Source organism: Nocardioidaceae bacterium, assembly GCA_018672315.1.
Lineage (GTDB): Bacteria > Actinomycetota > Actinomycetes > Propionibacteriales > Nocardioidaceae > TYQ2.
Genome location: CP076053.1, coordinates 3,162,025 through 3,183,642 on the forward strand (window position 1 = coordinate 3,162,025; position 21,618 = coordinate 3,183,642).

At 71.7% G+C, this 21,618-nt stretch carries 21 protein-coding genes; 18 read left to right on the forward strand and 3 right to left on the reverse strand.

What is annotated here, in order from left to right; genetic code table 11:
* Positions 1-23 precede the first annotated feature (23 nt).
* From KLP28_15185 to KLP28_15200, 4 genes are all read left to right on the forward strand, one after another.
* Positions 24-1,490: a hypothetical protein gene (locus KLP28_15185; protein QWC84875.1), complete on the forward strand. Its 1,467-nt coding sequence runs from the start codon at positions 24-26 to the stop codon at positions 1,488-1,490.
* A complete protein-coding gene (locus KLP28_15190) occupies positions 1,487-2,044 on the forward strand; it encodes a SigE family RNA polymerase sigma factor (protein ID QWC84876.1) in 558 nt (185 codons plus the stop codon). Before KLP28_15185 ends, KLP28_15190 begins: the two co-directional genes overlap by 4 nt.
* Positions 2,045-2,329: 285 nt before the next feature.
* Positions 2,330-3,574: a hypothetical protein gene (locus tag KLP28_15195; protein QWC84877.1), complete on the forward strand. Its 1,245-nt coding sequence runs from the start codon at positions 2,330-2,332 to the stop codon at positions 3,572-3,574.
* Entirely contained in the window at positions 3,567-4,133 is a 567-nt protein-coding gene (locus tag KLP28_15200; GenBank protein ID QWC84878.1) for a sigma-70 family RNA polymerase sigma factor, read from the forward strand. Before KLP28_15195 ends, KLP28_15200 begins: the two co-directional genes overlap by 8 nt.
* A gap of 8 nt (positions 4,134-4,141) precedes the next feature.
* Here KLP28_15200 and KLP28_15205 read toward each other — a convergent pair whose 3' ends face one another.
* The gene (locus KLP28_15205) at positions 4,142-4,960 is read right to left on the reverse strand and encodes an alpha/beta hydrolase (protein ID QWC84879.1); all 819 of its coding nucleotides are present in this window, start codon (positions 4,958-4,960) and stop codon (positions 4,142-4,144) included.
* Between the two features lie 252 nt (positions 4,961-5,212).
* Between KLP28_15205 and KLP28_15210 the strand changes: the two genes are divergently transcribed.
* From KLP28_15210 to KLP28_15275, 14 genes are all read left to right on the forward strand, one after another.
* The gene (locus tag KLP28_15210; GenBank protein ID QWC84880.1) at positions 5,213-5,617 is read left to right on the forward strand and encodes a secondary thiamine-phosphate synthase enzyme YjbQ; all 405 of its coding nucleotides are present in this window, start codon (positions 5,213-5,215) and stop codon (positions 5,615-5,617) included.
* 51 nt (positions 5,618-5,668) lie between these two features.
* Entirely contained in the window at positions 5,669-6,043 is a 375-nt protein-coding gene (locus tag KLP28_15215; protein ID QWC84881.1) for a hypothetical protein, read from the forward strand.
* A gap of 84 nt (positions 6,044-6,127) precedes the next feature.
* On the forward strand, positions 6,128-7,546 hold the full coding sequence (locus KLP28_15220) for a hypothetical protein (protein QWC84882.1): 1,419 nt from the start codon (positions 6,128-6,130) through the stop codon (positions 7,544-7,546).
* Entirely contained in the window at positions 7,536-8,066 is a 531-nt protein-coding gene (locus KLP28_15225; protein ID QWC84883.1) for a SigE family RNA polymerase sigma factor, read from the forward strand. The genes KLP28_15220 and KLP28_15225 overlap by 11 nt, the downstream gene beginning before the upstream one ends.
* A 24-nt stretch (positions 8,067-8,090) precedes the next feature.
* Positions 8,091-8,945 (forward strand): SDR family NAD(P)-dependent oxidoreductase, encoded by an 855-nt coding sequence (locus tag KLP28_15230; protein QWC84884.1) that lies wholly within the window; start codon positions 8,091-8,093, stop codon positions 8,943-8,945.
* A 26-nt stretch (positions 8,946-8,971) separates the two neighbouring features.
* Positions 8,972-9,412 carry an NUDIX domain-containing protein gene (locus KLP28_15235; protein QWC87017.1) on the forward strand — a complete coding sequence of 147 codons (441 nt, stop codon included), beginning with the start codon at positions 8,972-8,974 and terminating at the stop codon, positions 9,410-9,412.
* A gap of 76 nt (positions 9,413-9,488) precedes the next feature.
* Positions 9,489-10,871 carry a hypothetical protein gene (locus KLP28_15240; GenBank protein ID QWC84885.1) on the forward strand — a complete coding sequence of 461 codons (1,383 nt, stop codon included), beginning with the start codon at positions 9,489-9,491 and terminating at the stop codon, positions 10,869-10,871.
* Complete coding sequence (locus tag KLP28_15245; GenBank protein QWC87018.1) at positions 10,861-11,367, forward strand: SigE family RNA polymerase sigma factor; 507 nt, start codon at positions 10,861-10,863, stop codon at positions 11,365-11,367. The genes KLP28_15240 and KLP28_15245 overlap by 11 nt, the downstream gene beginning before the upstream one ends.
* Positions 11,368-11,395: 28 nt before the next feature.
* Positions 11,396-12,328, forward strand: a complete 933-nt coding sequence (locus tag KLP28_15250) for an SMP-30/gluconolactonase/LRE family protein (protein QWC84886.1) — start codon at positions 11,396-11,398, stop codon at positions 12,326-12,328.
* Positions 12,329-12,372: 44 nt separating this feature from the next.
* Positions 12,373-14,301 (forward strand): 1-deoxy-D-xylulose-5-phosphate synthase, encoded by a 1,929-nt coding sequence (gene dxs, locus KLP28_15255; protein QWC84887.1) that lies wholly within the window; start codon positions 12,373-12,375, stop codon positions 14,299-14,301.
* A gap of 216 nt (positions 14,302-14,517) precedes the next feature.
* Positions 14,518-15,708, forward strand: a complete 1,191-nt coding sequence (locus KLP28_15260; protein ID QWC84888.1) for a DUF1570 domain-containing protein — start codon at positions 14,518-14,520, stop codon at positions 15,706-15,708.
* Between the two features lie 63 nt (positions 15,709-15,771).
* The gene (locus tag KLP28_15265; GenBank protein QWC84889.1) at positions 15,772-16,761 is read left to right on the forward strand and encodes a PAC2 family protein; all 990 of its coding nucleotides are present in this window, start codon (positions 15,772-15,774) and stop codon (positions 16,759-16,761) included.
* On the forward strand, positions 16,761-17,621 hold the full coding sequence (locus tag KLP28_15270) for an acyl-CoA thioesterase II (GenBank protein QWC84890.1): 861 nt from the start codon (positions 16,761-16,763) through the stop codon (positions 17,619-17,621). Before KLP28_15265 ends, KLP28_15270 begins: the two co-directional genes overlap by 1 nt.
* Before the next feature lie 233 nt (positions 17,622-17,854).
* Positions 17,855-19,276, forward strand: a complete 1,422-nt coding sequence (locus tag KLP28_15275; protein ID QWC84891.1) for a peptidoglycan DD-metalloendopeptidase family protein — start codon at positions 17,855-17,857, stop codon at positions 19,274-19,276.
* 12 nt (positions 19,277-19,288) lie between these two features.
* Here the strand turns inward: KLP28_15275 and KLP28_15280 are convergent, their stop codons facing one another.
* Together KLP28_15280 and KLP28_15285 are read right to left on the reverse strand one after the other, a co-directional pair.
* Positions 19,289-20,176, reverse strand: a complete 888-nt coding sequence (locus tag KLP28_15280; GenBank protein QWC84892.1) for a hypothetical protein — start codon at positions 20,174-20,176, stop codon at positions 19,289-19,291.
* Positions 20,176-21,513, reverse strand: coding sequence for a 3-oxoacyl-ACP reductase (locus KLP28_15285; protein ID QWC84893.1), 1,338 nt, complete (start codon positions 21,511-21,513; stop codon positions 20,176-20,178). The genes KLP28_15280 and KLP28_15285 overlap by 1 nt, the downstream gene beginning before the upstream one ends.
* Between the last annotated feature and the right edge of the window lie 105 nt (positions 21,514-21,618).

Genomic DNA, 21,618 nt, shown 5'->3' on the forward strand with positions numbered 1-21,618 from the left:
GGCGTGACACCTCGGGGTGAGAGATGAGCACGAAGACGACGAGACTGCGTGAGGCAGTCGAGCGCTTCGCGGACGCACCGCCAGCGGGAGCTGAGCCGTCGCGCACGCCGCCGGCGGAGCTGATGCGTACGCTCCGCCGACGTCAGCGCAGGAGGCGGACGCTGCCCGCGTACGTGCCGGCTCTTGCTGCCGCCGCATCGGTGATCGCCGTCGTGGTCGGGCTCGTCGCGGGCCTCCCGGTGCTACTCACGGGGGACGACCGCGCAGCGGTGACTGGGCAGACGAGCCAGGACCTGCCGGCGCCCGAGAAGCTCGTCGGAGCCATCCCCGACCGCGTCGAGGAGCCCGGGCGGTGGATCGACGTCGACCCGGCGCCGGGCGTGGCTGCTGCGGTCGTCGGCGGCAGTGAGGGGCCGAGCAGGCTGCCGTGGGGGACAGGGGAGCCGGGCGTCGCTGTCGTGTCTGCGAGGACTGGTGCCTACACCTGGTTGGAGCTGCCTCTGCCCGAGGGTCGCGACGTCGACGTCCGTGGGGGCGACGTGAGTCTGTCGCCGACCGGGAGGTTCCTCGCCTACTGGGCTGCCGCCGACGGCGTCCCGGGCCCGTACTCGCGCTTCGTCGTGCGTGATCTGGTCACCGGCACGGAACGGAGCTGGCGGCCCGAGGACCAGCCCGGTGGGATCCAATTCTTCGAGACAAGCTGGGTGGGCGCAGAGAAGGCGCTCGTCACCTTCTCGCGGAGCGTCGGCGATGGCGAGGGCGAAGCCGGCGTACCGGTCGTCTTCGACGCGGTCTCCGGCGCAGTCCGTCAGGTCGGGGGCACGGAGCTCGCTCGGTCCATCCGGACCGGTTTCAGCGTGCCGGGGAATCCTCTCGTGGCTGCCCGCGGCGACGGCGCCTCGGCCAGGCTCGTGGAGTTCGCTCTCGACGGGGCGATCATCGGTCGCTATCGGCAGCCGCTCCCCACCGGGGGCCTGCTGGGCGCGATGACCATCTCACCCTCCCGTACGAGCATCGTGTCGATCGAGGTCAACAACCCTGACCCGCGCCTCGAGATCCTGCACCGCGCGGGCGTCGAACCGTACGAGCCCGGCGACGCGGAGCAGGCGGACGTCGGGATCGACGATGCCGAGCGCGAGGGCGAGATCGTCGAGACCGAGCCGTCGGCCGCCTTGCTGTCGCTGATCGGGTGGCGCGACGATCGGCACGTTCTCGCGGAAGCCGCCGCCGACAGGGGGGCGGACGCGTCCACCAGCGCTGCGTATCGCGTCTTGAGCGTGGACGTGCGGACGGGCAGGTCGCAGTCGCTCACCCAGGTGCGGGCCGACGCCACGTTCGCCAGCGACCTGTGGGCGCGACCGACGCTTTCCCGCGACGTCGACGCGTCACCCAGCGGGCCCTACCGGGTCGTCGGAGGCGTGCTCGTGCTCGTCGTGGGAGTCGTGGCGATCCGGTTCGCTCGGCGCCGACGGGCCGGGGGTGGCCGATGACGGACGCGGCCTCGCCTTCCTCCGCGCCCGACCTCGAGTCCTTCGTGCGCGACAGGTGGCAGGCGCTCCTCAAGCACGGGGCCATGCTCACCGGCTCCCACCTCGACGGTGAGGATCTCGTGCAGAGCGCGCTGCTCAAGGTCGCGCCGCGCTGGCACCGGATGCAGGGCGACCCGGAGGCGTACGTACGCCGCGTCATGGTGACCACGAACATCTCGCGGTGGCGACGGCATCGCGGGCGGGAGGTCTTGGCTGCCGACCCGACGTCCGGGCGCGAAGGCGCTGCTGCGGGGCCCGAGACGGCGGAATGGGACGTCGGGCCTGCGCTGCGGAGGCTGACGCCGCGACAGCGCACGGTGCTGGTGCTGCGCTTCGTCGAGGACCGCAGCATCGCCGAGACCGCAGACCTCACGGGCATGCGGGAGGGGACGGTGAAGTCCACGACCCGGGAGGCGCTGGCAGCGGTGCGCCGCCTGGCTCCCCATCTGCTCGACGTTGACCCCGCCATCTCGACAGGCAGTTCTCCGAGATCCGTGGCCTCACGACGCCAGTGAGTCAGAACTGCATGTCGAAGTGGCGGCAGACCCCTCCGAAGAGGCCGTCTCGCGCGTGTTCATGGTGAAAGGCTCGGCGCACGCCGCGAGCCAGAGATCCTCGGAGGCACCATGAGCCCATCCCACCCGCGTCTGGCCGACCACGTCCGGGCGTACGCCGACGGCGTCGAGGTCAGCCCGCCGCCGGCGGACCTGTTGCAGCGAGCGACAGGTGCACGTAGCGGTGGTCCGGCCCGCCTGCGTCCCACCTGGCAGCCGGCGCTGCTCGCGGCTACGAGCGTCCTCGTGATCCTGGCGCTGGTCATCGGTGGGATGGGAGCGCTGCTCGGTGACCGTGGTGGTGACGCCGTGGGGACCGAGGAGGCGCGGAGCGGCGAGGCGGCGATCCCGAATCGGCTCGAGGTGCCGTCGCCGTGGTTGCCGGTCGACGAGACGCCGGGGCGGGCAGCGGTCGTCCTGGCGGGTGAGCACAAGACGCTCACGTCGACGTCACGTGAGGGGGTGTTCGTCGTGTCGGCGACGACCGGGGAGTACACGTGGCTGCCGCTCGCGGACCTCGCCGATCCTCGTGTGCATTTCCGTGCCGACGGTAAGCCCTTCGCTTTGTCGCCTGACGGGTCGCTTCTGGCGTACTGGCAAGTGGTCGGCAGCGACGCGTCACCCGTGACGTCGCTCCAGATCGTGGACCTGCGAACAGGTCGGCGTCAGCCGGCGCCGATGCCGGGGGCGACGACGACGCCGAGCCTGCTCTCGTGGGTGGGTGACTCGACGATCGCCTACGTCACCGTCGACTGGAGCGCGACGAGTCCCGACGTCAGTGGCCGTGGCACCGTCGGGATGTCGGTCCGAGCTGTCCGATGGCCCACGATGAAGGGATTCGGTCCGGACACGTATTCACCCGGCTTGCCGGTCCGGGCAATAGCGACGTCCGACGGGGTCACTTACATCTCCACCGACGCCGACGGACGACGTCTCCGCCCATCGATCATCACCCGCGGCGCCGGGACTGACGAGGAGAAGGCTCAACTGCTCGTTCCCGACGGTGCCTCGGTGGAGAGCGCACGCATCGGGTCGCCTGTGTTCATCGGGATAGTCGTCGCGGCGATCGACGGCTCTCGCCTAGAACTTCGGAAGCCGTCGCGTGGTCTGCCGGGTGATCCGGCGGTCGTCACGCTCGACGGGACCGTCGTCAGGGAGTTGCTTGCAGTCGAGACAACGCAGTCGGTGATCGTCCGAGACGAGCGAGGCGGCAAGTCGCGCGTGGTGCGCTTGCCGTTCAGCATCCAGTTCGGAGGCGGGCCGCAGCAAAAGATTCTGATCCGAGGCCCCGGGACGACGCCGCAGACGACTGATGAGAGCGGCGTCTCTACGCCCCCGTCGTACGCGTCGGATCTCTGGGCCGTCCCGACGGTGACGCGTCCCGCGCCGGAGACACCGACGAGTCCGCGCCTGGTCGCCGGCCTTGGGGCAGGAGTCATCGGCCTGGTGCTCGCAGTCGGCCTGCTCCTGCTCAGGCGTCGTCGTGCCTGAGGCTGGGCGCGACAGCGTCGAGGAGTTCGTCCGCCATCGCTGGGAGGCGCTCGTCCGCTACGCCGTCATGCACACCGGCGACGTCGCCACCGCCGAGGACGTGGTGCAGTCGGTACTGGAGAAGGTGATTCCCCGCTGGCACGGCCTGACCGGCGACCGGGAGGCGTACGTACGCCGCGCGATCGTGACGACGAACATCTCGCGGTGGCGGCGGACACGACGCGAGCACCCGGCCGACGATCCGTCGCGGAGCCGGGCCGAGCCAATGACCGGCGGACCTGAAGGGGTCGAGTGGGACGTACGCGATGCGTTGAGCCAACTCACCCGCACACAGCGCACCGTGCTGGTGCTCCGCTACGTCGAGGACCTCACCGAGCGAGAGACCGCGGAACTCACCGGCATGCGGCTGGGCACCGTGAAGTCGACGGCGCGCGAGGCGCTGGCAGCCGTACGCCGCGTCGCGCCGCACCTGCTCGACGACGGTAGAGCTCCCAGTGACGCTGAGGCTGAGGAGCGGAGGCTCACGCAGCCGCAGCGTCACTGGGAGCGCATGCGCTAGCGGTCAGCTCACTTCTTCAGGAACTCCACGACCGCGTTGTTCCACTCCTCGGCGTGGCTGACGTTCACGCCGTGGGGCGCGCCCTCGATGAGCACGAGCTCGGCGCCGTCGACCTGCTCGTGGGTGCGCTTGCCGGACCCCTCGAAGGGCACGACGCCGTCGCTGTCGCCGTGGATGACGAGCGTGGGCTTGGTGATCTTGTCGAGGTCCTTGCGGAAGTCGGTCGTCGCCCAGGCCTCCATCGTGCCGAGCACGGCCTCCTGGCGACCCTGGCCGCACAGCTCCTTGGCCTTGCTGACCTCGTCCTCGGAGACCTTCAGCTCACCGTCTGCGGAGTAGAAGTCGTTGACGAAGCCGGCCATGAAGTTCTCGCGGTCGTTCTTCACGCCGTCCTCGAACTGCCCGGCGAGCTCGTCGTCGACCGGACCCTCGGGGTTGTCGTCGCCCTTGTAGAGGTACGGCGGCACCGCGGAGGCGAAGACGAGCGAGTGGATCTTGTCCTCGCCGTGGTTGCCGACGTAGCGGGCGACCTCGCCGCCGCCCATGGAGAAGCCGACCAGGGTGACGTCGCTCAGCGACAGACTGTCGATGATCTCGTCGAGGTCCTTGGCCAGCGTGTCGTAGTCGTAGTCGCCCTCGGGCTTCTCCGACCGACCGAAGCCACGACGGTCGTACGCGATGGTGCGGAAGCCGGCGTTCTTGATGGCGTCGACGTTGTGGCCCCAGGCCTCGGCGCTCAGCGGCCAGCCGTGGATGAGGATCACGGGACGGCCATCGCCGCCGGAGTCCTCGACGTGAAGCGTGGTGGAGGTGTTGACATCGGCCATGAGGTGTCCTCTCGTCGACGGCACGCGGTGAGGGCGATCCGTTGTCGGATCCGAGGCGCCGGCGGCGTGCCGTCGCGGCGCACTCGTCGCATGCCCGGGGCCGACGGCGTACGAAACGCTGTCGACTCCATGGCGCGCAATCTGTCGCAACCGGACCGGAGCCTGTCGGGAGCTTGTCGGATCAGGGCGGTTTGACGTCGAACCGGACGTGACGGGCGGCGTCAGGTCGAGCGGGGCGGGTAGTCGTCAGGCATGGACTCCGAACTGCAGCAGTACCGCACCGGCGGCTCCGACGTCGTCATGGACATCACGCGCGACCTCGCCTCGTACGTGCAGGGTCGTGGCGACGGCCTCGCCCACGTCTTCGTACCGCACGCGACGGCCGGCATCGCCATCATCGAGACCGGCGCCGGGTCCGACGACGACCTGCTCTCCGCGCTGGAGGACCTGCTGCCCGCCGACGGCAGGTGGAAGCACCAGCACGGCACGCCGGGCCACGGTCGTTCGCACGTGATGCCGGGGCTGATCCCGCCGTACGCCTCCATCCCCGTGGTCGAGGGTCGGCTCGCGCTCGGCACGTGGCAGAGCGTGTGCCTGGTGGACCTCAACGTCGACAACCATGAGCGCGAGGTCAGGTTCAGCTTCTTGGCGGGCTGAGAGTCCACCTGGTGTCGAACGCATGTTCGAAGCGTCGCGTACGCTCCGTGCATGCCCGACCGTCTCGTCGCTCCTCCGGGGTGGCCGCACCAGGTGCGACCGCCCGACGCGCCGGACTGGGAGCGCACGGCTGTGGCTTGGCTGCTCGACATCTGTCCGCCGGAGTACCGCACGATCCCGGTGCTCCGTCGCCACGACGTGGTGCTGGCCCGGTTTGCTGCGATCCACGTCCAGGGGTGTCTCGTCGCGACGAAGCGAGGACTGTCCGAGGCACGCGGTGAGCTGCGCGACGTCGCGCACCCCGATGTCATCGACGCGGCCGTCGAGACGTGGCTGGCCGAGGAGGCTCGCCTGACCGGCGTACGCCGCGCCGTCGCCCTGGTCGAGGAGGCGCTGCGCGGCAAGCGGTTCGTGGCACGACTGTGAAGCAGCGCGGAGGATTTCGCAGGAAGGCCCAACCAGATCGGAGCCGCCTGCGTGGAGAGGGGTGAGGATCGACCAGGAGGACCCATGACCCACCCCGACACCACCGCGTTGCGCGTCGCGCTCGAGCGCGAGGCCGCGCCGGCCCCGGCACCAGGAGCCGGCCTCGAAGTCGACGACCTGTGGCGCCGCGGCACGCGTCGGCGCCGGTTGCGCCAGACCGTCGCCGGCGGAGCAGTCGCAGCGATGGCGGTGGGCATGGCCGGCATCGGATTCCTGGTCGTGGACGGCGCGCCGTCGACCGGCGTCGCGGACGGCTTCGACCGCGCACCGGGTATCCCGGCCTCGGTCGAGCAGCCGGCGCCGCGTACTCCGGTCCTCGACGGTGAAGGTCTCGCCGGACTGGCAGATGCGTCCGCTGACGGAGTGCGCGTCGCGATGCTGGGCGAGGCCACCATCACCACCGACAGCGAGAGCGGCCCGGCCCCCCTGCCGTGGCAGGTGGGCACCGAGTACGACGCTTCCTGGGTGTACGCGCTGACGACCGACGGGACGTACCGGTTCCTCGACCTCAGGTCGTCCGCACTCGATGTTTCCTCGACGGCGCTGGCGACCGACGGCACGGCCGTCGCACGCCTGTCCCTCTTCTCGGACTCCGGCTCGACGGCCCCCGACGGCTGCCGGAGCAGCAACGCCCCGCTCCTGACGTACGAGACGGTCGATCGCGACCTGAGGGGAGCCCAGGTGGGTCGAGGCGGACGCCAATGGACCATCTGCGACAGCAGCCTCGCCTGGTCCGGCGACGGACGCGCAGTGAGCCTGCTGCTCACCGAGCTCGACGATCAGCCGGCCCTGTACGTCGACCGCCACCAGGTGTCCGACTCCATGGCGATCCGAAAGATCGACCAGGCGTCCGACATCGTGGTCGGACGTTCCCCCGCGGGAGTTCTGTGGACCCGTGACGACGTGGTGCATCAGTGGGAGTTCCGCGAGGGCGTCCGCGACGTCGGTCCTGCCGAGGGTGCCCGGCAGGTCGTGGTCGCTCCCTTCGCCCCGCAGGCCGTCGGCGTCACCGACGACGGCTCGTTGCGCACCACGGCGTGGCCCCCGACCGACGGCTCCTGGTCGACCGTGCCCGGTCCTGCCGTGGCCCAGGTCGTCGGGTGGGTCGGCGGTGACGCCGTCGTGGTTCAGGAGCGAGATGCAGACTCGCTGACCGTGCGCAGCCTCGACGGGTCGAGCAGGCCCTACGGCGCCGACCTGCCCCCTGAGGTGGTCGACCACGCCTCGACGGCGCTGGCCGTCGAACTGCTCGACCGTCCGCTCGGACCCGCGGCCCAGGCGCCGTCGTACTGGTACCGCGCCCCGGCGGTGCGAACGACGGCCGTGCTCGGACTCGTCGGCGCGGTCATCGCGAGCCTCGTCTGGCTGGGTGTAAGCACCCAGCGACAGCGAGCGAGCCGGGGAACGACTTCCGACGACTGGTGGGACGGCGATGCGCGCTGACCTCCGCGAGTCCTTCGGCGCCTACGTCACCGCCCGGCGCGACCACCTGCTCCGTACCGCCTACCTGCTGTGCGGCGACCACGCGCAGGCCGAGGACCTCGTGCAGGCCGCGCTGGTCTCTGCGGCGTCGCGGTGGTCCCGTCTCGCTGATGACCCCGAGGCGTACGTGCGACGTTCGATCGTCAATCAGCACGTGTCCTGGTGGCGTCGGCACCGGGGACGCACGTGCACCGTGGCAGAGGTTCCCGGCACCGCGCACGCTGCCGGCGGCCAGGACGAGACGCAACGGATCGAGGACTCGCTCTCCCTTGCCGCGGCTCTGTCAGCGCTCGCTCCGCGCCAGCGGGCCGTGGTCGTGCTGCGCTTCTTCGAGGACCTCGACGTCGCAGCCACCGCCGAGGCTCTCGGCTGCTCCACCGGCACCGTGAAGTCGCAGACCTCGGACGCGCTCCGGCGCCTGCGGTCGCTGCTGCCCGCGCTGGCCCCCGAGCTGGTGCCCGAGCCAAAGGGGCGCACCTGAGCCCGACTGTGTTCCGATGGGTGCATGAGCTCGCGAGCCAGGACCGTGATGATCACCGGAGCGACCGACGGCATCGGCCGGCTCGCCGCGCTGCGCCTCGCCGAGGAGGGTCACGAGCTGCTGCTGCACGGCCGCAGCGCGCGCAAGCTCGCCGCGGTCGAGTCCGAGGTGGAGGAGGCCGGTGCCAGCTCGGTGACCACGTTGCGCGCGGATCTGTCCTCGCTCGCCGCCGTCAGCGACCTGGCCGTCCTGCTCGAGACCCAGCTCGACGCCGACGACGGTGCCTCGCTGGACGCGATCGTGCACAACGCCGGCGTCTACGGCGCCGAGGACCCGCGCACCGCCGACGGGCTGGACGTGCGCTTCGTGGTCAACACCCTCGCGCCCTACCTCCTCACGCGTCGGCTCGGGCCGTTCCTCGGCGCCGGATCCCGCGTGGTGTCGGTCGCCTCGGCCGCGCAGAGCACCGTCGACCTGGCTGCACTCCGCGGCGAGCTGCAGCTGTCCGACGGCGCGGCGTACGCCCAGAGCAAGCTGGCCATGACCATGTGGACCCTGCACCTGTCCGCCGAGAGCAGCCCGGGGCCGAAGCCTGCGTACGTCGCCCTCAACCCGAGCTCGCTCATGGCCACCAAGATGGTCGCCGACGCGTTCGGCCTGAGCGGCTCGAGCGCCAACGACCCGGACCGCGGCGCCCGCATCCTGCAGCAGGCCGCGGTCGGCGAGGAGTTCGGTGAGGCCGACGGAGCCTGGTTCGACGGCGATGCGGGCCAGGCGGGTGAGTTCGCCGAGCCGCACGCCGACGCGCGGGACGCGGACCTCCGCCGCGAGCTGGTCGCCGCGATGGACGAGCTGCTCAGCGACCACGTGCGCTCGTGACGGAGCCCGTACGCCTCGCGGTGGTCCTGCTGGTCGACCCCCACGGCCGGCTGCTCCTGCAGGAGCGGGACTCCGGCGCTCCGATCGCGCCGGACTGCTGGAGTCTCTGCGGCGGCCATGTCGAAGCCGGGGAGGACGACGAGACGGCGGCCCACCGGGAGCTCGCGGAGGAGACCGGTCTCACCGATCAGCTCCTCCGGCACTGGCGCACCGTCGTGCTCGAGGACGTGGATGGCCGCGACCGACCCAGCCGGTTCTCGGTGTGGGTCGCCCCGACGACCGCGACCGACGACGACATCGTGCTGGGGGAGGGCCGTCAGATCGTCTTCGTCGACCCGCACGAGATTGCGACGCTGACGACATCCGAGTCCGGCGGCATCATCCTGGAGGAGTTCCTCGCCTCGGCGGAGCGTCCGCAGCTGCAGCGTGAGGCCGCACGCCTGCCGCCCGAGCTGCCGAACGCCTGAGACCGTGACCTGACTGTGACCGAACCTTCTTGGGGCGTGCAGCGTGAGAAGAGGTGAACCCCGAGAAGGAGGGCTCGTGAGCCAGCCCGAAGATCTCCCCGCGCACCTGTCCGACGACCTGGACGCCACGGCGGGCGCCGTGCACCCGTCCGCGCCTCCCGACGGTCTGTGGCAGCAGGGGCGACGACGCCGGCGTACGCGTCATGTCGCCGCCGGCATCGGCGCCGTGGCAGCCGCCATCGCCCTGGTGCTGCCCGCGGCCGCGGTGGTCGGGGTCGGATCCGACGAGGGGGTCGACCCGGCCGGCACCTCCGACACCGAGCGCTCGGCACCGGCGATCCCGGACACGCTCTACCCGGTGCCCGACGAGGCACCCGCGGCGCGGGCGCCCGGGCAGCTGGCCGCGGCGTACGCGTTCACGAACCTCGACGACGACGGCGGCTCGGTCGTGGCAGGTGTCTCCGCGGTTGACGGTCGCACGGTCGTCCTGCCAGGCGTCCCCGCCACGGCAGGTGACGGCGTCGGTGGGGGTCCGCGCTACGCCTTGTCGCCCGACGGCACGCTTCTCGCGTACGCCCGCGGCGGCCGCTTCGGCATGGGGCAGGGGCAGGGTGCCGAGCTGGTCGTCCGTGACCTGCGCTCCGGGCAGGACCTGGTCGCCGACATGCCCTCGCGTGAGGTCCTCCGCATCAGCGGACTTCGTCCCATGGGCTTCAGCGGAGGCGTGCTGCTGGTCCCGACCGACGAGGCGCCTGGCCAGTCTCTGTACGCCGTCGAGCCCGCGACCGGCGAGGTGACGACGCTGGTGTCAGGCGCCGAGGTGCCGACCTTCGCCGGGGCTGCGTCCGAGCAGCCCGTCCTCACGGTCGGGCGCCGGGTCTACATCGGCGCGGATCCCGTCGAAGGACGCAACGCGGACTATCGAGGTCCGCGTGGACTCAGCCTCGGTGCGGCGGGCGTCTCACGCGACGGCGACACCCTCGCAACGGTCGAGACGGACTTCCAGCCCGGGAGCTCACCTGACATCGCGACGCTCCGAGTCGGTGGGTTCGACGTGCCGCCGGACGTGGACAGCCTGCGCGACATCCCGGGCGGAGGCTCTGTCGCGGCATGGTTGCCCGACGGACGCATCGTGGTGCAGCTGACCCGCCCGGCCGACCGAGGCGGCATCCCGATCCCGGGGCAGAGCCGATGGCAGCTGTTCCGCCCTTCCGGGGAGGTGGCCGGCACACGGGTCCTCGACACGTCCAGGGTCGGGGACGGTGGCGTCGTGGTCGCCGCCGGCCTGCTCGCGGAGCCCTTCGTGGCGGGCGTGGAGTTTGACACGCGGTCGTCGTTCCTCGCGCTGCCGATGCCCGGCTCGGTGTCGGTCGGCGCCGTGCTCACAGGTGGCGCAACCGCCGTCCTGCTCCTCACGGCCGCGGCTGTGCTGGTCAGGAGACGTCGTGCTGCCCGCTGAGCTCGAGGCCGACTTCGAGGCGTACGTCGCCGATCGCTGGACGCCGCTCGTACGCTTCGCGACACTGCTGACCAGGTCCGAACCGGACGCCGAGGACCTGGTGCAGGCAGCGCTGGTGAAGGCGGCCTCGCGCTGGGAGCGCCTGGCCGACCATCCGGAGCCGTACGTACGTACCGTCATCGCCCGCGAGCACGTGTCCCGGTGGCGCCGTCACCGCGGCCGCGTCGTGGCACACGCCGAGATCCCGGAACCACCGCCCGACACCGGTCGCGCCGACACCGCCGACGTCCTCGCCCTGCGGCAGGCGCTCGCCGACCTCACGCCACGGCAGCGGACGGCTGTCGTCCTGCGACACCACCTCGGGCTCTCCGAGCGCGAGACCGCCGAGACCATGCGGTGCTCGGTGGGCGCGGTGAAGTCCCAGACCCACGCGGGCCTGCGACGACTGCGCGCGCAGCTGTCCCAGGACGACGCGTCGTCGATGCGCGCCGTGTGACCACCGACGCGCGTCTAGTCTCAGCAGCATGCTTGCCCGCACGACCACCGGTGCCCCCACGGTGGTCCCGGTGCCCGGCAACGGTTGCGAGGACGTGCTGGTCGACACCGCGGGACGCGTGCTCACCGGCACCGACGACGGCATCATCCACCGCGTCGACCCCGACACCGGCACCTGCGAGGTGCTCGCCCGCACCCGCGGCCGGCCCCTGGGTCTGGAGTGGCTGCCCGACGGCCGGCTGCTGGTCTGCGACGCGTCGAAGGGGGTGCTGGCGGTCGACGTCGAGACGGGCCGCGTACGCACCCTCGTGGGCCTCGTCATGGGCCGGCCGATGCGGTTCTGCAACAACGCGACCGTCGCGAGCAACGGCGACGTGTGGTTCACCGACTCCAGCACCGAGCACGGCGTCGAGGGCTGGAAGCACGACCTGGCCGAGCACACCTGCACCGGACGGCTCCTGCGGCTGCGACCGGACGGCACGGTGACCGTCGAGCTCGAGGGTCTGGCCTTCGCCAACGGCGTGGTGATGGCACGCGACGAGAGCTTCGTCGCCGTCGCGCAGACCGGTCGGCGCGAAGTGACTCGCTACTGGCTCACGGGCCGTCGGGCGGGGCAGACCGATGCCCTGTGCGAGGACCTGCCGGGCTATCCGGACAACCTCTCCCGGCACGAGGACCGCATCTGGATCACGCTGGCCTCGCCGCGTGACCGGACCCTGGAGATCCTGCAGCACCGCATGCCCCTGGGCGTACGCCGTGCCGCGCTCCGGCTGCCGCAGAGGTTGCAGCCGGGCGTACGCCGCACCGCGCGGGCCCTCGCGGTCGACGACCAGGGCCGCACCCAGCGCGACATCGATCTCGACGCCGGGAGCTTCCACATGGTCACCGGAGCGCGCGAGCACGAGGGGCGGTTGTGGTTGGGCAGCCTGGTCGAGCCCGCGGTCGCGGTCGTCGACCTCTGACCGGTCACGGGTCCGGCCCTCGTCGGCCCCCTAGAATCGGTGCCATGGGTCTGCTGCAGTCGATCACCTCCCCGCGCGACCTGCGCGCGCTCGACGCCGAGCAGCTGACCGACCTCGGGGCGGAGATCCGCGACGCGCTGGTGAGCATCGTGGCGCGTACGGGCGGCCACCTCGGCCCCAACCTCGGCGTCGTCGAGCTGACCATGGCGATCCACCGCGTCTTCGACTCCCCGCGCGACCCCGTGGTTTTCGACACCGGCCACCAGACCTACGTCCACAAGATGCTCACCGGGCGCCTGGCGGACTTCGACGGTCTGCGGCAGGAGGGCGGCCTCTCGGGCTACCCCAGCCGTACCGAGTCCGAGCACGACTGGGTGGAGAACTCCCACGCCTCCACGGCGCTGTCATACGCCGACGGGCTCGCCAAGGCGTACGCGGTGCGCGGCGAGGACCGCCACGTCGTCGCCGTCATCGGCGACGGGGCGCTCACCGGCGGCATGGCCTGGGAGGCGCTGAACAACATCGCGGCCGGCCCTGACCGGCGCCTGGTCATGGTCGTCAACGACAACGGACGCTCCTACACCCCCACGGTCGGCGGCGTCGCGGAGCACCTCACGAGCCTGCGCACGAGCCCTCGGTACGAGCAGGTGCTCGACCTGGTCAAGCACCGACTGCACGGTGTGCGCGGCGTCGGGCCCGCCGTGTACGACGCGCTGCACGCGATGAAGAAGGGCATGAAGGACGCCTTCGCGCCCCAGGGTCTCTTCGAGGACCTGGGCCTGAAGTACGTCGGGCCGGTCGACGGGCACGACCTCGAGGCCCTGGAGCAGGCCCTGGCCGCGGCGAAGAAGTTCAACGGCCCGGTCATCGTCCACGTCATCACCCGCAAGGGCTTCGGCTACGACCCCGCCGAGCGCCACGAGGCCGACCAGTTCCACGCCCCCGGCAAGTTCGACATCGACACCGGCGTCGAGGCACCCAAGGGCCGCATCTGGACCGACGTCTTCGCCGAGGAGATCGTCGCGCTGGGCGCCCGGCGTCCCGACCTCGTGGCCATCACCGCGGCGATGATGCACCCGGTGGGCCTCGACCGCTTCGCGGCGGCGTTCCCCGACCGCACCTACGACGTCGGCATCGCCGAGCAGCACGCCGCCACCTCCGCCGCCGGTCTGGCGATGGGCGGCCTGCATCCCGTCGTCGCGGTGTACGCCACCTTCCTCAACCGCGCCTTCGACCAGGTGCTGATGGACTGCGCGCTGCACCGCTGCGGCGTCACCTTCGTGCTGGACCGCGCCGGCGTCACCGGCGACGACGGCGCCAGCCACAACGGCATGTGGGACATGTCGATCCTGCAGGTCGTGCCGGGTCTGCGGCTGGCGGCGCCGCGCGACGGGGCCAGGCTGCGCGAGCTGCTGGGCGAGGCCGTCGCGGTCGACGACGCGCCGACGGTGCTGCGCTACCCCAAGGGCGCCCCGCCCGAGGACGTCGAGGCCGTCGACACCGTCGGTGGGTGCGACGTGCTGGCCCGTCAGGGAGCCAAGGACGTGCTGATCGTCTCGGCGGGCGCGATGGCCACCACGAGCCTCGACGTCGCCTCGCGACTGGTCGCCCAAGGAGTCGGCGTCACCGTCGTCGACCCCCGCTGGGTCAAGCCTCTCGACCCGGCCCTCGTCGACGTCGCCCGCGAGCACCGGCTCGTGGTCACCGTCGAGGACAACGGCCGTGTCGGCGGCGTGGGCGCCGCTGTCGCCCAGCTGCTCTCCGACGCCCGTGTCGACGTGCCCGTACGCGTCCACGGCATCGCCCAGGAGTTCCTCGAGCACGCCAAGCGACCGGTGCTGCTGGAGCGCAGCGGCCTGTCCGCCCAGACGCTGGCCCGCGGCATCGTCGAGGAGGTCACCAGCTGGGAGACCGCCGGCGACACAGCCGGAGCAACCGGGACCTCGACCGGTGAACCCGCCGACCGGTCCTGAGCAGCGACCGTGAGGGCTGGCGTACGCCGGAGCCTGGCCGCGACCCTCGGTGCGGGCGCCCTGCTGCTTGCCGGGTGCACGCCCTCTGCGCCGGCAACACCCGCCGCGACGACCGAACCGACCTCTGATCCCACGCCGGGGACCGAATCGCCGGACCCGACAGCCGGGCCGACCCTCGGCCCGGACGGGCCCACCGCCGACCCTCGCTACGCCCTGGTGCAGCAGCTCCTCGACGAGCGCGCGGCCGCCGTCCGTGCCGGTGACCTCACCGCGTTCACCGCAGGTCTGGCGACCGGGCCCGGGGTGGCCGAGGGCTTCGTCCAGCAGCAGCGCCGGTGGTTCCGCAACCTCCAGCAGCTGCCCGTCGGCGTGCTGAGCTACGAGGTCGGCACCCAGCAGTGGGATCCGGCCGCGCTGCCGGCCCGGCGCGGCCGCGCGAGCGGCATGTTCCTGCCGGTGGTGACCACCACCATGAGGCTGCGCGGCTTCGACGACGCACCGGTCTCGCGCGTCGGCGGCTTCACGGTCTCGCGCACCGACGAGGGGTACAAGGTCGTGGCGGTCGATGACGTCGAGGGCACCGAGGACGTTGCCCTGGGGCGGGCACCGTGGGACCTGGTGGAGCTCGACGTGCGCCGCCAGGACGACGTGGGCCGTACGCTCCTGCTGCTCGACGCGGCCAGCGCCGACCGCGCCCCGACACTGCTCGAGGAGATGGCGCAGGGCACGGCGCGCGTGCGTGAGGCGGTGCCCTTCGACTGGGACGGCGACGTGGTCGCCTACGCCACCGGCGCCGAGGAGGTCATCGCCGCCATCGACGACGTGCCCGGCGGTGACGTCGCGCGGGTGGGGGCGCTGGCCTTCCCCGTCTACGAGGAGCCGGGCCGGCCGGGCATCGCCTCGTTCCGGTTCGCGCTGAACCCCGAGGTGCTGCGGTCCGACAGCCTCTTCCTGCGGCGCCTGGTGACCCACGAGCTGCTCCACGTCGCGGTCGGCACCAGGGACGACGGCGCACCGGTGTGGGTCTCCGAGGGCCTCGCGGAGTACGTCGGCGCACTCGGTCTCGCACCGACCGAGACCAGGATCGCGATCAGCGTCGTGCAGCGGGCCCGCCGCATCGAGACCCGACTGGCCGAAGGGCGCCCGGTGGACCTGTCGCTGCCTGCGTCCGCCACGTTCAACGGTCCTGGGGCCGACTGGCACTACGGCCTGTCCTGGTACGCCATGGAGTGGATCGCGGCCGAGCGCGGCGAGGCCGCGGTGTGGCGGCTCGTGCGCCGGATGGCGGCCGGGGACGGCACCAGCGACGAGGACCAGGACGCCGTGCTCCGAGCCGTGATCGGGATCGACTCCGAGCAGCTGGTGCGCAACGCGGTGGACCTGGTCCTCACCACCTACGACCGGTGAGCACGCGCGCCCCGCACCTCACTAGGCTGGGCGGACCCATCCGTACGCACCACGAGGAGACCCATGCCGGACCCCACCCGCTTCGTCCACGTCGTCGACGACGTCGTGAGGCAGGTCGAGGGCGCCGACGACGGTGAGGGCCCCGTGCTGCTGCACTGCCTGGACGGCTTCCTCGACGCCGGCAACGCCGGCTCGCTGCTGGTCCAGCACCTGCTCTCGACCGAGGTGGCCGGCCCGGGCAAGGTCGTGGCCAGCTTCGCCGTCGACGAGCTCCACGACTACCGCGCCCGTCGCCCCGCCCTGACCTTCGCGCAGGACCACTACGAGGCGTACGACACCCCGCGCCTGGTCGTCCGGGCGATGACCGACGCCGAGGGCACCCCGTTCCTGCTCATGCACGGTCCCGAGCCCGACATGCACTGGGAGGGGTTCGCCTCGGCGGTCAAGCACGTCGTGGACCGGTTGGGCGTACGCCTGACCGTCGGCATCGGCTCGGTGCCGATGGCGGTGCCGCACACCCGGCCGGTGAAGCTCACCCAGCACGCCACGGGCGCACACCTGCTGAGCCAGGCCAACATGTGGTCCGGCGAGATCCGGGTACCCGCCTCGGCGTCGTCGATGACCGAGCTGCGCCTGGGGGAGTGGGGCCACGACGCGATGGGGTACGTCGCCCACATCCCGCACTACCTCGCCAACCTCGACTACCCGGCCGCCTCCGTCGCCCTGCTCGAGGCGCTCACCGGCGCCCTGCACCTGCAGCTCGACGGCGAGGCGCTGCGCGAGCACGCCGCCCGCAAGGCGGGCGAGATCGCCGCGCAGATCGCGGACTCCGAGGAGGTGCGCGAGGTGGTGCAGGGGCTGGAGCAGCAGTACGACGCCTTCGCCCGTGCCGAGGAGTCCGGCGCGGGGCTGCTGGCCACCGAGCAGCCGTTGCCCACCGGCGACGAGCTCGGGTCGCAGTTCGAGGCGTTCCTCGCTGGGCTCGACCCCGACCGTCCGCCCCGCCCGGACCGGCCCGAGCAGCGCGGCGACGACCAGGACGGCGATCTCTGATGCCCAGCAGCGTCCACGAGCTCCTGGACCTGCTCGACCTCGAGTGCATCGACCCGAACCTCTACCGCGGCAAGCAGCCCGACACCACGCTCCAGCGGGTCTTCGGCGGGCAGGTCGCCGCCTCTGCGCTGGTGGCCGCCGCGCGCACCGTGGACGCCGACCGGCCGGTGCACTCGCTGCACAGCTACTTCCTGCGGCCCGGTGACCCGAGCGTCCCGATCATCTACGACGTCGAGGCGCTGCGTGACGGGCGATCCTTCGCGACGCGTCGCGTCGTCGCCCGGCAGCACGGGCACGCGATCTTCTACCTGACCGCCAGCTTCCAGGTGATCGAGGAGGGTCTCGACCACGCCGAGCCGATGCCGGACGTCCCCGACCCCGAGGACTGCATCAGCATCGCTGACGTCTTCCGTGCCCGCTCTCCCGAGCGCGCCGACCACTGGGAGCGCGAGTGGTCCGCCCTGGAGGTGCGGTACGCGGGCTCCAGCGCACCGCAGGGGCAGCTGGAGTCCCCCGAGCACGTGGCCCAGCAGCGCTTGTGGATCCGCGTGGCCGGCGAGCTGTCGGACTCCCCGGTCGAGCACACCGCCGTGCTGACCTTCGCCAGCGACCTCACGCTGCTGGGGTCGGCGCTGGTGCCGCACGGCATCTCGATCGGCTCGCCGCGCCTCCAGCCTGCTTCCCTGGACCACGCGATGTGGTTCCACCGACCGCTCCGCGCGGACGAGTGGTGGCTCTACGATCAGGCCTCGCCCTCGGCCGTCGGATCGCGCGGTCTGGCACTGGCCCGGGTCTTCTCCCGTGACGGGGTGCTGGCCGCGACGGTCGCCCAGGAAGGCCTCATCCGGCTGCGCGACTGAGCGGCGGCCGCCCGGCGGATCTACCCGAAAGGGTGGGCAGCGGCGCGGATGCGTGGCAGAGTCCCTGAGCGGACCGGACGCCAGAGTCAAGTTCGGTCCGTTGGTCGGACGTGGGGGGACACCCCGACCTAGCGTGAGATCCACGCGGTCGGGGCCTGGGGAAGGGTCGCGGCCTGACCTGGGAGGGGAAGCCCGTGCGCAAGCCTGCTCTGAGAACGGCTCGGACCACGACATTGACCGCGGGACTCGCCGCTGCGTTGATCTGGGGCAGCGGAGGAGTCGCGTACGCGGCGCCGTCGGTGGACCAGGAGCTGCCGTTCCCGTGCGGGGAGCGGTGGGCCGGCAGCACCCGGGCGTCGCACTCGCCCAGCTTCTGGTCGATCGACTTCAACGCCGCCGACGACTTCGGCAAGCCCGTGGTCGCCTCGGCGGCCGGCCACGTCTACCGCGTCAACGACGTGGGTGACACCAGCTACGGCAAGTACGTCTTCATCGACCACGGCAACGGCGAGTCGACGGTCTACGCCCACCTGTCGAAGTTCCTGGTGCAGGAGGGCGCGTACGTCGACCAGGGCGAGGTCATCGGGCTGCTGGGCAACTCCGGCGGCTCCTACGGTGCGCACCTGCACTACGAGCAGCGCTACGGCTCCAGTGTGGGCCAACCGTTCTTCCACCAGTACCCGTTCGTCTACGACCGGGAGCTGCGCAGCCAGAACTGCGCGAACGCGCCCCTCACCGGCGACTGGGACGGTGACGGCACCAGCGACCGCGGGGTCTTCGCGCGTGGCGCCCAGGGTGTCTTCCGGGTCAAGGTGGCGCCGAAGCAGGTGCAGCGCGTGGCCCTGGGGTCCGCGACCGACCAGGTCGTGGCCGGCGACTGGGACGGCGACGGGCGCGACGGGGTCGCAGCGCGCGACGCGCTGAGCCGTACCGTCGTCCTCCGCGGGCTCGACGGGCAGGAGACCTCGCGCCGCTTCGCCCCGCGGACGGCACAGCTCCTGGCCGGCGACTTCGACGGCGACGGCCGCGACACCCTCGCGTTCTACCGACCGAAGGCCGGGATGTTCGTCATGCCGCGGGCGGACAAGAAGCGTACGCGGGTGCGGTGGGGCGGCGACGGCTCCCTGCCGCTGGTGGGGGACTGGGACGGTGACGGCCTCGACGACGTCGGCTCCTTCGACCCGGCCGCGGCCGAGTTCTCGTTGCGTGTCATCGACCCGGGGACCGGTCAGCCCTTCGATGTCCGGGTGCCCGTGACCGGGCCGGTCGAGAAGGACGTGGAGCAGGACCCGGTGACCGATCCCGACCCGGTGACGGGCCAGGTGGAGGTCGAGGAGCCGACCGACCCCGAGGCCGATCCGGCACCGGACCCGACCCTCACCGACCCCGAGGCCGACCCGGCCGAGCCGGAGACCGCGGAGGCGCCGCCCACGACCCCGGAGCCGGCGCCCGAGCCCGAGGCCTTCGAGCTCAACACCGAGACCGACCTCGCCTCGGCCCTGCTGCCCGCCGTGGGCGACTGGGACGGTGACGGCCGCGACGACCTCGGCCTGTGGGACCCGGCGACCGCCACGTGGACGAGCTGGGTCGTGAACTCCCTCGAGCGGCGCGCCGCAGCGGCCCGCAGCCAGAAGTTCGGCCGACCGCGCTACTGACCCCTCTCGGCGTCAGGTGGCGCGGACGGACCCCAGCAGGTGCGGTGCGCCGTCCTTGGGACGGGTGAGGGAGAAGTCGTAGCCGCCCTCGGCGCGGGCCGAGCCGAAGTCGACCTTCGTGGGCAGCAGCACCGGCTTCTTCCACGCCACCGCGACGGTCGCACTCTCGGGGATCCGGTTCTCCAGAGCGGCGACGCAGCGCGCCTTGGTCCACATGCCGTGGGCGATCTGGCGGGGGAAGCCGAGCGCCTTCGCGGTGAGCGGGTAGAGGTGGATCGGGTTGTAGTCGCCCGAGACGGCGGCGTACTCCCGACCGAGGTCGGCGTCGAGCTTCCAGGTGATCGGCCCCTTGGGCACCTCGGCGAACTCGGTGCCCTTCTCGCCGTCCTCGTTGCGCTTGCCGACCCGCAGGTAGGTCGAGGTCGACTCCCACACGACCTCGCCCTCGCTGGTCACCGAGGCGACCATGTCGAAGACGCTGCCCTTCGCGGCGGGACGCTTGTTGGTCGCGGTCACCTCGACGTCCACCTTCGCGCCCCGGGCCACGTGGTGGTGCCGCGTGATGCGGTTCTCCAGGTGGACCGTGCCGACCGCCGGGTACGGGAAGGAGCTGTCGGTCAGGATGCCCATGTGCAGCGGGAACGCCAGCATGTGCAGGTAGGTCAGCGGCAGTCGTTCGCTCGGCTCGAAGCCACAGAGCTCGGCGTACGCCCGCACGTGCTCGGGGTCGATCTCGACGCCCTCGGACCGCAGGGTGAGGTCGGGCAGGTCGCCGCCGGACTTCTTGATGCCCGGCACCTGGTTCAGGCCGGGCACCAGCGGCAGGGCGGCCTTGAGGATCGTGCCGATGCCGGCCGAGGGGTCCTCGACCAGGCGGGTCTCGGTCGTGGAGCCCGCCATCAGGCGCCCAGCATCATCTGGCCGCAGACCCGCACCACGTTGCCGTTGACGGCGGTGGAGCCGGGGGAGGCGTACCAGGCGATGGTCTCGGCGACGTCCTCGGGCTGGCCGCCCTGGGACAGCGAGTTCAGTCGTCGACCGACCTCGCGGGTGGCGAGCGGCACGGCGGCGGTCATCTTGGTCTCGATGAAGCCCGGGGCGACGGCGTTGACGGTCACGCCCTTCTTCAGGTCCTTCGCGAGGGAGTCGACGAAGCCGATCACGCCGGCCTTGGAGGCGGCGTAGTTGGTCTGGCCCATGTTGCCGGCGATGCCGGCGATCGAGGAGACCCCGATGACGCGGCCGTTGTCGTTGATCAGGCCCTGCTCGAGCAGCTCGGCGGTGATCTTCTGCGGCGCGACGAGGTTGACGTTGATGGTGGAGGTCCACCGGTCCTCGCTCATGTTGGCGAGCTTCTTGTCGCGGGTGATGCCGGCGTTGTGCACGACGACGTCGACGCCGCCGTAGGTGTCCTTGACGTACTGAGCGATGCGCTGCGGCGCGTCCTTGCCCGTGATGTCCAGGGCGAGGTGGTCGCCCTCGAGCTCGGTGGTGACGGCGACGAGCTCGTCGGCGGCCTGCGGCACGTCGATGCCGAGCACCTTCGCGCCGTCGCGCTGCAGCACGCGGGCGATCTGCTCGCCGATGCCCCGGGAGGCGCCGGTGACGATCGCGACCTTGCCGGCCAGCGGCTTCGCCGCGTCGGCGATGGGCTGCGCCTTCTTCGAGCCGACGGCCCCGACACGCACGACCTGGCCCGAGACGTACGCCGACTTCGGCGAGAGCAGGAAGCCCAGGGTGGAGTCGAGCGAGCCCTCGGCGCCCTCGGCGACGTACACGAGCTGGGCGGTGCCGCCCTTGACGGCCTCCTTGCCCAGGGAGCGTACGAAGCCCTCGAGCGCGCGCTGGGTGATGCGCTCGTTGTTGTCCTTGCACAGCTCGGGCGGGGTGCCGAGCACGATCATGCGCGAGCACTTCTCCAGGCTCCGCAGCAGCGGGGTGAAGAACTCGGTGAGCGCGACCAGCTGGGTGGGGTCGGTCAGACCCGAGGCGTCGAAGACCAGGGCCTTGTATTTCTCGCCCTGGCTGGTGGTGCGCACCGCGGAGATGTCCAGCGCCTGGCAGGAGGTCGCGACGGCGTCGGCGAGGCGACCCTCGCCGCCGATGACGACGGTGCCCTGCACCAGCGGGTCGCCCTCGGACCAGCGGTCGAGCTCGACCGGGTCGGGCAGACCGAGGTTCTTCACCAGCAGCTTGCCGACGGGGGTCTTGGTGAAGGCTTGGTAGCGGTCGCTCATGTGCGAGGTTCCTCCGAGGAGTCGAGTGCAGGGGAGTCGAGAGCAGGGCCGGGCCCGGCGAAAATGTAACGAGCGGTGTAACTCACGGTCCACTTTTCGTGACGT